The sequence below is a fragment of the Niabella ginsenosidivorans genome, from assembly GCF_001654455.1.
In the GTDB taxonomy this organism is placed as follows: Bacteria; Bacteroidota; Bacteroidia; order Chitinophagales; family Chitinophagaceae; genus Niabella; species Niabella ginsenosidivorans.
The window spans coordinates 3,083,876-3,096,901 of the sequence record NZ_CP015772.1; the positions used below are offsets into that span (position 1 = coordinate 3,083,876).

The window sequence follows — 13,026 nt, forward strand, 5'->3', positions numbered from 1 at the left end:
ATGGATATTTCTGTAGCTATACCTTTATTGAACGAGGAAGAATCGTTGCCTGAATTAACCGAATGGATCGAAAGGGTGATGCGGGAAAACCATTATACCTATGAGATCATCTTTGTTGATGACGGCAGTACGGATCATTCCTGGGAGGTGATCTGCGCGCTCAGGGATAAAAATGAGCACATCAAGGGCATCAAGTTCCAGCGCAATTATGGTAAATCAGCTGCGCTGTACGAAGCTTTCCGGGCTGCGCAGGGAGACGTGGTCATTACCATGGATGCGGATCTGCAGGATAGCCCCGACGAGATCCCGGAATTGTACCGCATGATCATTGAGGAAAAATACGACCTGGTAAGCGGATGGAAAAAGAAACGGTATGACAATACCCTGACCAAGAATATTCCTTCCAAAATCTACAACGCGGCTACGCGGCGTATGAGCGGCATCAAGCTGCACGATATGAACTGCGGCCTGAAGTCCTACAATAAAAAGGTTGTCAAAAGTATTGAAGTGTATGGGGAGATGCACCGTTACATTCCTGTCCTGGCCAAATGGGCCGGTTTTAAAAAGATCGGCGAAAAAGTAGTAGAGCACCGCAAGCGGAAATATGGGGTCAGCAAATTTGGATGGGACCGCTTTATCAACGGGTTCCTGGATCTGCTTTCCATCACTTTTGTGGGCAAGTTCTCCAAACGCCCGATGCATTTTTTTGGTGTTTGGGGCATCGTCTTCTTCCTGATCGGTTGTTTGGCATCGCTCTATCTTGTGCTGTCAAAGATATTCAACGCTGATTTTTCCATTACCAATCGTCCCGGTTTTTATATCGCCCTGGCCGCCCTTATCATAGGTATGCAGTTATTCCTTTCAGGATTCATAGCCGAGCTGATTTCCCGTAACGCCCCGGGCCGCAATGCTTATCTGATAGAAGAAAAAAGAGGCATAAACTAACGCTGAGCATTGAACCCTCTTATCTTTGCGGCAATAGCATGGCAAAAGTTATTATCATAGGACCGGCGCATCCCTTACGCGGGGGCCTTGCCACGTTTGATCACCGGCTTGCAAAAGCTTTTCAGGAAACGGGGCATGAATGCGCCATCTGGTCATTTGCATTGCAATACCCGGCTTTCCTGTTTCCCGGTAAATCGCAATTTACGGAGGAACCGGCGCCGGAAGGCATTACCATACATACAAGGATCAATTCCATTAACCCGCTCAACTGGATAAAAACGGGCAACGCAATCGCCAAGGAATCTCCGGATATTGTGGTGGTCCGCTACTGGCTGCCTTTTATGGGGCCTGCGCTGGGCACCATTCTACGCCGTATCCGTAAAAACAAAAAGACCCGGATCATTTGCATTGCAGATAACATCACCCCGCATGAGAAGCGCCCGGGCGACAAACCATTTACCCGGTATTTTATAAAAGCCTGCGACGGGTTCATCACCATGAGCGAAAAAGTAATGACAGACCTCAGAACGCTTACCGGTAAGCCTGCGCAACTGGTGCCGCACCCTTTATATGACAATTTCGGGCCACCCGTTTCCATGAAAGACGCAAGAGCGCACCTGGGGCTGCCTCCGGATGATCCCATTATCCTGTTCTTTGGATTTATCAGGAAATATAAAGGGCTGGATCTGTTGTTAAGAGCGGTCTCAGATCTAAGATCTCATCCCGATCCCGATAGCTATCAGGGCAATCTTAAATTACTGGTTGCCGGTGAATTTTATGAAGACGAAACGGCATATCAAAACCTGATTGATGAACTGGGCATCCGGGAGATGGTCATTTTAAGAACGAATTTCATCCCGGACAGCGAAGTGCGCTATTATTTATGTGCCGCCAACCTGCTGGTACAGCCTTACCGCAATGCCACACAAAGCGGTGTTACCCCGCTGGCTTATTATTTTGAAAAGCCTATGGTTGTTACCAATGTCGGGGGATTGCCCTCGCTGGTGCCTCACGGCAAAAGCGGCCTTATAGCTGCGCCGGACGCAGCGGCAATAGCCAGCGCGGTTGCTGAATTTTTCAAATTAGGAGAAAACCATTTTATTCCACATCTTCGTGCCGGAAAGGAAAAATACAGTTGGGGCAACCTGGTAAATGCAATCATGGACCTTGCCCGAAAAACAATAAAAGATGATACACAGAAGTAAAGCGCCTTTAAGGATTGGGTTAGCCGGCGGAGGCACTGACGTAAGCCCCTATTGCGATGAATTTGGTGGTGCCATTTTAAATGCGACCATTTCACTGAACGCCAGCGCTACCATTGAAACCACCGATGATGGAAAAATCTCACTGGAAGCAATGGACCGGAATGAGTCGGAACAATATGAATGGACGCAATCCTTACCGTTAAACGGCCGGCTGGATCTGCTGAAAGGTGTTTATAACAGGATACAAAAGGACTATCCTTTTCAAAACGAAGGATTTAAGCTAACCACTTATGTAGATGCGCCGGCAGGCTCCGGTCTTGGTACTTCTTCTACCCTTGTGGTAGCCATTGTTGGGGCTTTTGTAGAACTGCTGCAATTACCGTTGGGAGAATATGACATTGCGCACTATGCCTATGAAATAGAACGGAACGACCTGCAGCTGGCCGGGGGGCGCCAGGACCAGTATGCGGCTACCTTTGGCGGTGTTAATTACATGGAGTTTTATGCACATGATAAAGTTATTGTAAATCCGCTGCGCATCCGGCAGCGATACCTGGATGAACTGGAAAATAATTTGTTACTTTATTACACCTCCACCAGCAGGGAGTCGGCCAAGATCATTATGGAGCAAAGTAAAAATGTTACCCAGAAAAAAGGCCAGTCTATTGAAGCCATGCACCAGCTAAAGCAGCAGGCCCAGATGATGAAAGAGGCATTGCTCAAAGGCCAGCTGGATGAGATCGGGAAGATCCTGGATATCGGCTTTGAGCAGAAACGGCGCATGGCAGCCGGTATCAATAATGAATTAATTGATACTATCTATGAAACCGCAAAAAAAAACGGGGCTTCCGGCGGAAAGATCAGCGGTGCAGGCGGCGGTGGCTTTATGATCTTTTATTGCCCCGGCAATACCAAATACAGGGTAAGGGAGCGCCTCCTGCAATTTGGCGGCACCTCCCGCACCTATCAATTTGTAAAACACGGATTAAAAACCTGGACAGTATAAACTATGAATGATCAGATAAAATCCCTGGTACAGGCATCCATTGATGTAAAAAAACAGGTACTGGATAACGAAGCGCTTTTACAAACAGTAGAGCAGGTGGTTAACCTTATTGTTGACGCTTTTAAGAATGGAAACAGTGTGTACTTTTGTGGCAATGGCGGCAGCGCAGCTGATGCGCAGCACCTGGCTGCAGAGTTCAGCGGCCGCTTTTATAAGGACCGCAAAGCCCTGCCGGCAGAAGCATTGCACTGCAATACCTCCTATCTTACTGCGGTAGCCAACGATTACAGTTTTGAGCTCATCTATTCCCGCATCATTGATGGCATTGGCAAAAAGGGTGATATATTGATTGGCCTGAGCACTTCCGGTAATTCAGCCAATATTGTTAAAGCCTTTGAGCAGGCCAAGACCAAAGGGCTCATCACTATTGGTTTTACTGGTACCACCGGCGGCATTCTGAAAACCACCAGTGATTATCTTATTAATGTACCCTCATCAGATACGCCCCGCATACAGGAATGCCATATGTTACTGGGTCATAGTATTTGCCAACTCGTGGAAGAAAGATATTTTAACGAAGCGGTCACTGGTTAACTGTTATTGAATGTATCGGCACAAACCATCGACTATGGACAATGAACTATCGACCAGTAGTCAGTTATCAGTTATCAGCCATAAACCATGAACTATTAACAAATTCAGATGCTTCAGAAACGCCTGGAAGGGAACTGGAAAAATGCACAGGAAGCAATTATTCTTGCAGGAGGGCTGGGCACCCGCTTAAGAGAAGCTGTGCCGGACCTGCCCAAATGCATGGCGCCCGTTGCCGGGCAGCCTTTTCTCTATTATGTGATCAATTACCTGCGCAGGCAGGGCATACAACGCTTCATTTTCAGCCTCGGTTACCGGCATGAGGTCATAGAGGCCTATCTGCAAAAAGAGTTTTCAGCTTTGCAATATCAATGCTGTGTGGAAGAGGAACCGCTGGGAACAGGAGGCGCCATTCACCTGGCATTAACAAAAGCCGATGGGGAGCATATTTTTGTGATGAACGGAGATAGCTTTTTTGCTTTTGATGCGGAGAAAATGCACCAACTGCATACAACAGCAAAAGCCGCATGTACACTGGCGCTGAAGCCAATGCAGGATTTTGACCGGTATGGCGTGGTAACGCTGGATGCCTCCGGCCACATTACCAGTTTTAAAGAAAAACAGTATTATGAAAAGGGCCTGATCAATGCCGGTGTTTACCTCGTAAGTAAACCGCAGCTCTTTGCAAAACAGTTCCCATCAAAATTCTCCTTTGAGAAGGATTATCTGGAACAGTACGTTAGCGAAGGAAAATTCTGCGGCTCAGTTGAAGAAGGCTATTTTATAGACATCGGCATTCCCGCAGATTACACCAAGGCCGGGAAAGACTTTCAACCGAAACCCTTTGAGCTGTCCGGGATCACAAAAGACTGGACCCTGTTCCTGGACCGGGACGGGGTGATCAATGAAGAACGCCCGGGCAACTATGTATTGCATAAAGGAGAATTTGAATTCTACAAAGGCGTGCCCGAAGCCATTGGAAAATTCACCCATTATTTCAAGCACGTCATTATTATTACCAATCAGCGGGGAATCGGCCGCGGGCTGATGGATGAACAGGCATTGTATGGCATTCATGAGCTGCTGAGCGGAGCTATAAAAGATTCCGGCGGGCATATTCCTGCCATCTATTATGCCACTGCAGTTGATCCAAAGGATTTTTTCCGCAAACCCAATCCCGGCATGGCCTTACAGGCAACTGAAGACTTCAGCGATATTGATCTTTCAAAATCGATAATGGTAGGTAATAACCTGTCTGATATGAAACTTGGGAAGAACGCGGGGATGCGCACCATCTACCTTACCACCACCAATGAACCGGAAACATTACCGCATGCCTTTATTGACCTGCAGCTTCCGGATCTTAAATCCCTGGCAGACCGCCTGCCCTGATCACATATGCAGATAATAAGGTTTTAAAAGCGCTGTAAATTCCGGTGAATATTCCTTCCCGCTGCGTATGAGTATCCTTTGTTTTACTGCCGGTACCTTCGTGAAAGAACCTTTTACCATGATCCTGAAAGGAGAATGAGCGGCCGTTTGCTGTACAAAGCAGATCCTGTTTATAAAAAGACCGCATTGGCCCAGTTCGTCTGCCAGCTCCGCTTCTCTTTTTGCAGGGAACAATAAGAAAAACAAGCCACCGAATTGTAACTGTTTTTTCAGTGCCCCTGCCAGATCATGCAGGGATAGCCCTTCATCATGATGCGCAATATTCCTGCCGGCACTTGTTCCCTTCAGGTCAGCCTCATAAAATGGCGGATTGCTGACAATAACATCATAGCGCGTATCAAAACCGTACTCCAGCACATCGCCGTAAAGCACTTTTATCTGCTGGCTCCACGGGCTTGCTTTTACATTGGCAAGTGCCCGGGTAAAATCGGTTTTCTGTATCTCAATAGCGTCTATAGGTGCGGTATTGCTTTGGGCCATCATCAGGCTCAACAGGCCTGTGCCCGTGCCAATATCAAGGATCCGCTCATACTTGCCGGTCAGCTGACGGGCAGTCCAGGCTCCGAACAGGCAGGCATCTGTTGTTACCTTCATGGAGCAGCCTTCCTGGTGCACAACAAATTGCTTAAACTGAAAATAAGAATTTGGCATAAGCAAAGATGCAGAAAAGTTCATTTCCTGCATAAGAAGAAAAGCCGGTCAGCAGGGTGAGCAAAATATTTTTTTTTGTAACCATGCTGACAGGGAACACAAAAAAGTAAACAGCCCCTGTTTTACCACTCCTTCTTCAAAAACAAACTGCTTTTCGGGAGGCTGAAATAAGGATATCCGGCCCCACCAGGGCACAATACCAGTAGCAGCATGTTATAAAATTTATGTTAAGCCCCTTTAGGGGCGATCTTTTAATGGTTAATAAATGCCCCCCGGGGATTCCGGCCTGTGCATCCTGAAAACCAGTACGGTACTGAGCTTCAGCCGGAATTTTTATGATGATGCCAGGGGAATACATTTGTTTTGCAATAAACGGGAACCCAATCATTAACAGCAAAAGCATTCACAATGACTTACTGACCCTTTAAATTTTCATATAAAAAATTTGGCGCTTTCAGACAATAGTCTATAAATTTGCAAGAGTTCTTGAAAAGATTCTTATCCAGAAAGACCGAGGGACTTGACCCGATGACGTCTTGGCAACCTCCGCTTAGCGGGAAGGTGCCACCTTCAACCATTCACCTGTGGCGAATGGAAAGATAAGTTAGTAGTACAGCATCCATTTATGATAAAATAATTTGAATGCGCTTCTGGCTTGTCAGGAGCGCATTTTTTTGGCTCCCGGCTGGTCACCATCGTTTGCTCTGGACGAATCTTCAGGAAAATTATTCATCGTTAAAAAGTAAAAAATGAAAGAGCAAACAAAGATCCTGCACAGTATTCCCGCAGACGCATTAACCGGGGCCATCTCTACCCCTATTTACCAGACATCCACTTATGTTCAGGAAGCACCGGGCATTAACAAAGGTTATGACTATTCCCGCACCAACAATCCTACAAGGGCTGCCCTGGAGCAGCTTATTGCGGAACTGGAAGGCGGCAGCAACGGTTTTGCCTTTGCCAGCGGGCTGGCTGCAATAGACGCGGTAATAAAACTGCTGAGCGCCGGCGATGAGATCGTAGCTGTTAACGATATTTATGGCGGCGCGTTCCGGCTGTTCACACATATTTACCGGAAGCTGGGCATTACTGTACATTATGCAGACACAACAGATGCAACGAATGTAGCAGCAGCGATTACTCCGAAAACAAAGCTCATCTGGATTGAAACGCCCACCAATCCTACTTTAAAGATATCAGACATCCGGGCCATTGCAAAAACGGCAAAAGCTGCCAGCTGCCTGGTTTGCGTAGACAATACCTTTGCTTCCCCTGCTGCGCAGAAACCCATAGAACTGGGAGCAGACCTTGTAGTGCACAGCGCTACCAAATACCTGGCAGGGCACAGCGATGTGATTGCAGGGCTGGTAGTAACCCGTACAAAAGAGCTTGGAGAAAAAATAAAATTTATCCAGAATGCAAGCGGTGCCATATTAGGGCCCTTTGACAGCTGGCTCACCATCCGGGGCATTGAAACACTCCCGCTGCGGGTGGCGCAGCATTCCCGCAACTCGCAGGCAATTGCCGACTTTCTGACCACGCAGGGCTTTGTCAATAATGTGTACTACCCGGGACTGGCCACACATCCCAACCATGCAATAGCCCGGCAGCAACAAAAATATTTTGGAGGCGTTGTCAGCTTTGATCTCCGGATTGATGAAACAGCAGTTGCCACGCAACTGGTGCAATCAACCCGGTATTTTAAACTCGCAGAAAGCCTGGGAGGTGTAAAGAGCCTGCTTTGCCTGCCCTGTGAAATGACGCATAAATCCATTCCTGCTGCTATCCGCCGCCAATCGGGCGTTTCAGACAGTCTCATCCGGTTATCTGTTGGGCTGGAAGATGCAGACGATCTCATCGAAGACCTGAGCACCGCCATCAAAAAAACGGCCAGGAATTTTGCCATACTGGTATAGTGAACAATAAGAGAACCGTTCCCCGTAGCTCACAGGTTTGTTCATCAGGAGGAACGGTTCTTTTTGCCTTAATAAGCGCTTGCTTCATCTAATTCCCGGCTGGAAGATTCCGGCAATTGCAGCTGCACCGCATCTGTAAAGCTTTTCATTTGTTCCAGGCTGGTAGCGCTCACTATAGGCGCCGTAACAGATGGCCGGCTCAGCAGCCATGCCAGGGCTACAGCCGCAGGTGTTGAGCGGAGCTCTCCGGACACATGATCCAAAGCCGCCAGGATCTTTTTCCCCCTTTCATCAAACATTTTCTGAACACCCCCTCCTCTTACACTTTTTCCCATATCTGCTTCCGTACGGTATTTCCCGGTCAGGAATCCGCTGGCCAGCGAATAATAAGTAATCACACCCAGCTGATGCTTTACAGCAACAGGCTCGTAGGCTGTTTCGTACTGCTCCCGTGCATACAGATTATATTCCGGCTGCAGGGTCTGGTAAGCCGGCAATCCTTTTTCAGCACTTAGGTTCAACGAATCCTCCAAACGCCGGGGCGACAAATTGGAAGCGCCGATCCAGCGCACCTTACCCTGTTTGATCAGCTGGTCATAGGCTTCCAGTGTTTCTTCAACCGGTACTGATTCGTCATCAAAATGGGTCTGGTACAGGTCGATCACGTCTACCTGCAAACGTTGCAGTGACAGTTCCACCTGCTCCAGGATATACGCTTTTGCCGTATTAGGCTTGGGTTGCCCCGCCAGGGCGCCTCCTACCTTTGTGGCGATCAGCACTTCATCCCTTTTACCGGTTTTCTTCAGCCAGTTACCAATAACCGTTTCTGATTCTCCGCCTTTATTACCCGGTGCCCAGTAAGCATACTGGTTCGCAGTATCAATCATATTAAACCCCGCGCCTACAAAATGATCCAGGATCTCAAAAGATTGCTGTTCATCGATGGTCCATCCAAAAACATTTCCTCCAAAAACGATTGGTGCGATCTGTAAATCTGTTTTGCCTAATGTTCTTTGTTCCATGTTCAGTTTTTATAATTTTTTAATGGTTGGCATTTTTTAAAAATAGGCTTCGTTAAAAACAGTTCTTAACATTTGACAGTATACCATTAGTTTAAAAACAATGCAGCAGTATATTTGTTCGGCCATATGGTACCGGCTGCGGAATAATACCCGGCATCCCTGCCAGCCTGTCTGTCAGGCATGTCACTCACCCGGTAGCCACCAGGTGCATCGTCCCCGTCATTCACCGGCAATTTCATCGTACATTAGCAATTGTTTAAAAAATAAAACAGGAATCATCCCTATCACCAGCATAAAAAACAGGTAAATGGAACAGGTAGGTATTTTATTATTTAACGATTTTGAAACACTGGACGTCTACGGCCCTGTTGAGGTCTTTGGCCGGTTTCCGGAGCATTACTATCTGAGCTTTTACTCATTGGCAGGCGCCGTTATTTCCAACCGGCATAATGTTTCAGTGAACACATTGCCTGTAAATGAACGTACCCGTCCTATAGACATCCTGCTCATTCCGGGTGGTATAGGCACAAGAACAGCTATCAATGATGAAGCGCTGATCAATGCCATCAGAACAACAGGGACCAATGCCACGTTTATACTTACCGTTTGTACGGGTGCCGCGTTACTGGCTAAATCGGGTTTACTCGATAACCGGCGGGCAACCTCAAACAAACGCGCATTTGATTGGGCAAGGAGCAGCAGCTACAAAGTAAACTGGATCAGCAAAGCAAGATGGATGCAGGATGGCAGGTTTTATACTTCCTCCGGGGTATCTGCCGGTATTGATATGACTCTGGGATTCATAGCAGATCGGCACGGAACAGCAGCCGCCGAAGCTGCAGCAGCACAGATCGAATACCTTTGGAACCCCGATAGGACAAACGATCCCTTTGCAGACTGAAACAAACGGTTGCAGCAGATCCGTACGCATCACGAGCCGTTTTAACGCGCATAGCAGCCAGCCGTATATTGATTCGTGAATTCAGGCCTGACGATTCGCAGATATCTCCGCAGTTTGCCGTTCAATCCATTTCATCAGTTATATTTGTATCAGTGTTTAATAAATCAAGCCAAATAAAATGAACAAATCAGCAATCGATCCAATGCCGGTATACTTTGACCGTTACATTAACCAGGTTCCTGATGATCTGGAAATTGTGCCTGCCATTCAAAAAAGTATCCTGGAAATTTACCAGTTGGATAAAGACAAAGTGGACGAACTGGGCAGCAGGGTTTACGAGCCCGGCAAATGGACGATCAAACAGATCTTACTGCATATTGCAGACACCGAACGCGTTTTTATTTACCGGGCAATGCGTTTTGCACGGAAAGACAGCACTGTGCTGCAACCCTTTGATGAAAACCTGTTTGCAGAAAATTCTGGCGCAGATGAGCGCACGCTGGAATCATTGCTGGAAGAGCTGGTTGCTGTAAGACAGGGAACACTGGCCTTTTATAAAAATCTCAATAATGAACAGTTATTGCAGGTGGGTAATACTTACAATACCCAAATATCTGTTCTGGGTGTTGGCTTTACCCTGGTAGGGCATCAGATCCATCACTTCAAAATTATTGAAGAGCGTTATTTCCCCTTACTGAACGCATAGGAATGCAGCATTATTTTCAACTGCGGATCAGGCTGCTCAACCGGCAGTTCAAAGATTTTGGCCTGCCGCCTGCATGGGGGTGGTTCTTAAGCGGGGTTCTCTTTACCGGAGCCTCATGGCTGCTTTTTTCAAAAACCAGCTACGCCCCTTACCTGTATTCCCTTTTTGCCCTTGCATACCTGTTACAGTTAAGCGAAAGAAAACGTACCGGCTTTCTGAAGATCACTTTTCCCCGGAACAGCTACCGGAAGATCCGTCTGTTAGAAAATGGTATTGTTGCGCTGCCGTTTATCCTGTTCCTGTTGGTAAAGCAAAATTATGCAGCAGCGTTCACAGTACTCGTGCTGGGGTTAACAGTCAGCTTTTTTGATCATTCAATCGCTTTTAACAAAACCATTCCTACTCCTTTTGGCAAAAAACCTTTTGAGTTCCTTGTCGGGTTCAGGACATATATCCTGTTAATATCGGGCTTATATTTGTTAACAGGTATCGCCATAGCCGTTCATAATTTTAATCTCGGGCTGGTTACATTTGCAGCTTTCCTGTTATTACAGGTTACTTTCTGCTCCCAGCCGGAAAAGCTCTTTTATTTGTGGAACGATGCCCGGCCGCCAAAGGTATTCCTTGCAGAAAAAATCAAAACAAGCGCCCTGCACAGTATCTGTTTATCTGTACTGCCGTTACTGGCCCTGCTCATTGCCAACCCTCAAAAATGGTGGTTGTTACTGGCGCTACAGTTGCTTGCCTGTTTTTACAACGCCCTGCTGATCTTCATAAAATACAGTACTTATCCGCATGAAATTGATCTGGTGCAGTTCTTAACATTCATTGCCTGCATCGGTTTTCCCCCGCTCCTGCTGGGGGGCATTCCTTTTTACTATTCAAGATCTGTCAACAACCTTAGCCGTTATCTTTCATGATCCGTATTACTTCTCTATCAAAAAGTTTTGGCAGCCTCAATGTGTTAAAGAACCTGAATCTTGAGCTAAACGCCGGCAACGTTTACGGCATTGTAGGCGAGAACGGGGCGGGCAAAACAACTTTATTCAACTGCATTGCCGGAATTGAGCAGTATGAGGGCACCATTGAATCAGCAAAAGCACCGCTTAAAAACCATTTAGGCTTTTTACAGACCGAGCCCTTTTTCTTTTCAAAAATAACCGGCAGAGAATACCTGCAGTTGCTTTGTACTGCACGGGGAAAACAGCTCATAAACCCAGATCTGAGAAATATATTTCATTTGCCTTTGGATCAATACGCAGCTACCTACTCTACCGGCATGAAAAAAAAGCTGGCGCTCCTGGCGGTGTTGTTCCAGGAAAACGACTACTATATCCTGGATGAACCTTTTAACGGGGTCGACATTCAAAGTAACCTGATGATCACCGAGATCATCCATCAGCTAAAAAAACTGGGTAAGACAGTACTGATCTCTTCCCATATCTTTTCAACATTGCGCGATACCTGCGATGCCATTTATTTATTACAACAGGGGCTTTTTACCAAAAGCGTGCTGCGGGATGAGTTTCATTCACTGGAAGAAGAAATGAAACAAGCCTCCGTTGGTAACAAAATTGAACAGTTGGGCCTAAAATAAAGCCCGTTTCAAGATCAGCCAGGCTGAACGGGCAGAGACATTTCCGCAAATATTTTATTTTTTGAAAAGAGATCTGTAACATTTTTATGAATACAGGCTCTAAAAGGATGCAGTGCAAAGAAAAGAGCTCCTGTAAAGAATGCTCTGCAACTTTTTCCGGCCGTTTCTATTCATTCAATTTTAAAAAATGAAAAAAATATTTATCCTTACAGCTATTGCAGCGCTCTTGATCGCTAATAAATCCTTTACCCAAAACCCCTACCCGTTTACAGTTCAAACAACCGGCAACGGTGCCCAAAGTCTTCTTTTTATACCCGGTTTTACCTGTCCTGCTTCAGTATGGAACGAAACCGTGGCTTTATTTAATAAGCAGTATACCTGCTATACATTAACAATGGCCGGCTTTGCAGGTACACCTGCACAAACCACTCCTTCTTTTAAAAAATGGGAAGAGGGCATCGCTCAATTCATAAAGGATCAGAAGATCACCCCGGTCATCATAGGCCATAGCATGGGGGGCGGCCTGGCCCTGGCGCTTGCTGCAGACCATCCTGATCTGGTGAAAAAGATCGTTATAGTAGATGCACTGCCCTGCCTGGCTGGCGTGCAGAACCCGGACGCAAAACCATTGCCGGATAGTGCGCGCGCTGCAATGATCAGCCAGATCAAATCCATGCCCAATGACCAGTTCCGCCAGATGCAGATAGCCTCTGCAAAAGGCCTGGTAGCAGATACTTCCAAATACGATTCACTTGTTCAATGGAGCATGAGCAGCGACCGTAATACTTTTGCCGTACTTTTTTCGGACTTTATAAATACAGATCTCCGGCCTGCCCTTTCCAGGATAACATGCCCAACACTCATCCTGCTGGAAGCGCCTTTTAAAAACAGGGGCACTGTCATAGAAAAGCAATACAGTAACCTGAAAGGTGCAAGAATCGTCTATGCGGAAAAAGGATTGCATTTTATCATGTATGATAACTTTGACTGGTATCAGCAGCAATTAGCTACATTCATACCCCTAAAATAACCCC

General features: G+C 46.6%; 14 protein-coding genes and 1 riboswitch. Of the genes, 11 read left to right on the forward strand and 3 right to left on the reverse strand.

Annotated elements, in window-relative coordinates; all coding sequences use genetic code 11:
- From A8C56_RS12845 to A8C56_RS12865, 5 genes are all read left to right on the forward strand, one after another.
- Positions 1–945 (forward strand): glycosyltransferase family 2 protein, encoded by a 945-nt coding sequence (locus tag A8C56_RS12845; protein ID WP_067756650.1) that lies wholly within the window; start codon positions 1–3, stop codon positions 943–945.
- A 38-nt stretch (positions 946–983) separates the two neighbouring features.
- Complete coding sequence (locus A8C56_RS12850; RefSeq protein WP_067756652.1) at positions 984–2,150, forward strand: glycosyltransferase; 1,167 nt, start codon at positions 984–986, stop codon at positions 2,148–2,150.
- A complete protein-coding gene (locus tag A8C56_RS12855; RefSeq protein ID WP_067756655.1) occupies positions 2,134–3,156 on the forward strand; it encodes a GHMP family kinase ATP-binding protein in 1,023 nt (340 codons plus the stop codon). The genes A8C56_RS12850 and A8C56_RS12855 overlap by 17 nt, the downstream gene beginning before the upstream one ends.
- Before the next feature lie 3 nt (positions 3,157–3,159).
- On the forward strand, positions 3,160–3,750 hold the full coding sequence (locus A8C56_RS12860) for a D-sedoheptulose-7-phosphate isomerase (protein WP_067756658.1): 591 nt from the start codon (positions 3,160–3,162) through the stop codon (positions 3,748–3,750).
- 108 nt (positions 3,751–3,858) lie between these two features.
- Positions 3,859–5,139 carry an HAD-IIIA family hydrolase gene (locus A8C56_RS12865; RefSeq protein ID WP_067756661.1) on the forward strand — a complete coding sequence of 427 codons (1,281 nt, stop codon included), beginning with the start codon at positions 3,859–3,861 and terminating at the stop codon, positions 5,137–5,139.
- Here A8C56_RS12865 and A8C56_RS12870 read toward each other — a convergent pair whose 3' ends face one another.
- Complete coding sequence (locus A8C56_RS12870; protein ID WP_067756663.1) at positions 5,140–5,850, reverse strand: tRNA1(Val) (adenine(37)-N6)-methyltransferase; 711 nt, start codon at positions 5,848–5,850, stop codon at positions 5,140–5,142.
- Between the two features lie 495 nt (positions 5,851–6,345).
- Positions 6,346–6,456: riboswitch (SAM riboswitch) on the forward strand.
- 143 nt (positions 6,457–6,599) lie between these two features.
- Here A8C56_RS12870 and A8C56_RS12880 point away from each other — a divergent pair.
- Complete coding sequence (locus A8C56_RS12880; RefSeq protein ID WP_067756669.1) at positions 6,600–7,766, forward strand: trans-sulfuration enzyme family protein; 1,167 nt, start codon at positions 6,600–6,602, stop codon at positions 7,764–7,766.
- 68 nt (positions 7,767–7,834) lie between these two features.
- Here the strand turns inward: A8C56_RS12880 and A8C56_RS12885 are convergent, their stop codons facing one another.
- Together A8C56_RS12885 and A8C56_RS24490 are read right to left on the reverse strand one after the other, a co-directional pair.
- Positions 7,835–8,788 (reverse strand): aldo/keto reductase, encoded by a 954-nt coding sequence (locus A8C56_RS12885; protein WP_067756672.1) that lies wholly within the window; start codon positions 8,786–8,788, stop codon positions 7,835–7,837.
- A gap of 86 nt (positions 8,789–8,874) precedes the next feature.
- Positions 8,875–9,027, reverse strand: coding sequence for a hypothetical protein (locus A8C56_RS24490; RefSeq protein ID WP_157097971.1), 153 nt, complete (start codon positions 9,025–9,027; stop codon positions 8,875–8,877).
- 68 nt (positions 9,028–9,095) lie between these two features.
- Here A8C56_RS24490 and A8C56_RS12890 point away from each other — a divergent pair, with 68 nt between their 5' ends.
- The 5 genes from A8C56_RS12890 to A8C56_RS12910 all read left to right on the forward strand — a co-directional run bounded on the left by A8C56_RS12890 (position 9,096) and on the right by A8C56_RS12910 (position 13,022).
- Entirely contained in the window at positions 9,096–9,689 is a 594-nt protein-coding gene (locus tag A8C56_RS12890; RefSeq protein WP_067756675.1) for a DJ-1/PfpI family protein, read from the forward strand.
- 178 nt (positions 9,690–9,867) lie between these two features.
- Positions 9,868–10,395, forward strand: coding sequence for a DinB family protein (locus A8C56_RS12895; protein ID WP_067756678.1), 528 nt, complete (start codon positions 9,868–9,870; stop codon positions 10,393–10,395).
- A gap of 2 nt (positions 10,396–10,397) precedes the next feature.
- Positions 10,398–11,315, forward strand: coding sequence for a hypothetical protein (locus tag A8C56_RS12900; protein WP_067756681.1), 918 nt, complete (start codon positions 10,398–10,400; stop codon positions 11,313–11,315).
- A complete protein-coding gene (locus tag A8C56_RS12905; RefSeq protein ID WP_067756684.1) occupies positions 11,312–11,992 on the forward strand; it encodes an ABC transporter ATP-binding protein in 681 nt (226 codons plus the stop codon). The genes A8C56_RS12900 and A8C56_RS12905 overlap by 4 nt, the downstream gene beginning before the upstream one ends.
- Before the next feature lie 187 nt (positions 11,993–12,179).
- On the forward strand, positions 12,180–13,022 hold the full coding sequence (locus A8C56_RS12910; RefSeq protein ID WP_067756686.1) for an alpha/beta fold hydrolase: 843 nt from the start codon (positions 12,180–12,182) through the stop codon (positions 13,020–13,022).
- Positions 13,023–13,026: the final 4 nt, after the last annotated feature.

Coding starts and splice junctions, on each gene's coding strand:
- A8C56_RS12845 (WP_067756650.1), top strand. CDS start 1: ATGGATATTTCTGTAGCTATACCTTTATTGAACGAGGAAGAATCGTTG.
- A8C56_RS12850 (WP_067756652.1), top strand. CDS start 984: ATGGCAAAAGTTATTATCATAGGACCGGCGCATCCCTTACGCGGGGGC.
- A8C56_RS12855 (WP_067756655.1), top strand. CDS start 2,134: ATGATACACAGAAGTAAAGCGCCTTTAAGGATTGGGTTAGCCGGCGGA.
- A8C56_RS12860 (WP_067756658.1), top strand. CDS start 3,160: ATGAATGATCAGATAAAATCCCTGGTACAGGCATCCATTGATGTAAAA.
- A8C56_RS12865 (WP_067756661.1), top strand. CDS start 3,859: ATGCTTCAGAAACGCCTGGAAGGGAACTGGAAAAATGCACAGGAAGCA.
- A8C56_RS12870 (WP_067756663.1), bottom strand. CDS start 5,850: ATGCCAAATTCTTATTTTCAGTTTAAGCAATTTGTTGTGCACCAGGAA.
- A8C56_RS12880 (WP_067756669.1), top strand. CDS start 6,600: ATGAAAGAGCAAACAAAGATCCTGCACAGTATTCCCGCAGACGCATTA.
- A8C56_RS12885 (WP_067756672.1), bottom strand. CDS start 8,788: ATGGAACAAAGAACATTAGGCAAAACAGATTTACAGATCGCACCAATC.
- A8C56_RS24490 (WP_157097971.1), bottom strand. CDS start 9,027: ATGAAATTGCCGGTGAATGACGGGGACGATGCACCTGGTGGCTACCGG.
- A8C56_RS12890 (WP_067756675.1), top strand. CDS start 9,096: ATGGAACAGGTAGGTATTTTATTATTTAACGATTTTGAAACACTGGAC.
- A8C56_RS12895 (WP_067756678.1), top strand. CDS start 9,868: ATGAACAAATCAGCAATCGATCCAATGCCGGTATACTTTGACCGTTAC.
- A8C56_RS12900 (WP_067756681.1), top strand. CDS start 10,398: ATGCAGCATTATTTTCAACTGCGGATCAGGCTGCTCAACCGGCAGTTC.
- A8C56_RS12905 (WP_067756684.1), top strand. CDS start 11,312: ATGATCCGTATTACTTCTCTATCAAAAAGTTTTGGCAGCCTCAATGTG.
- A8C56_RS12910 (WP_067756686.1), top strand. CDS start 12,180: ATGAAAAAAATATTTATCCTTACAGCTATTGCAGCGCTCTTGATCGCT.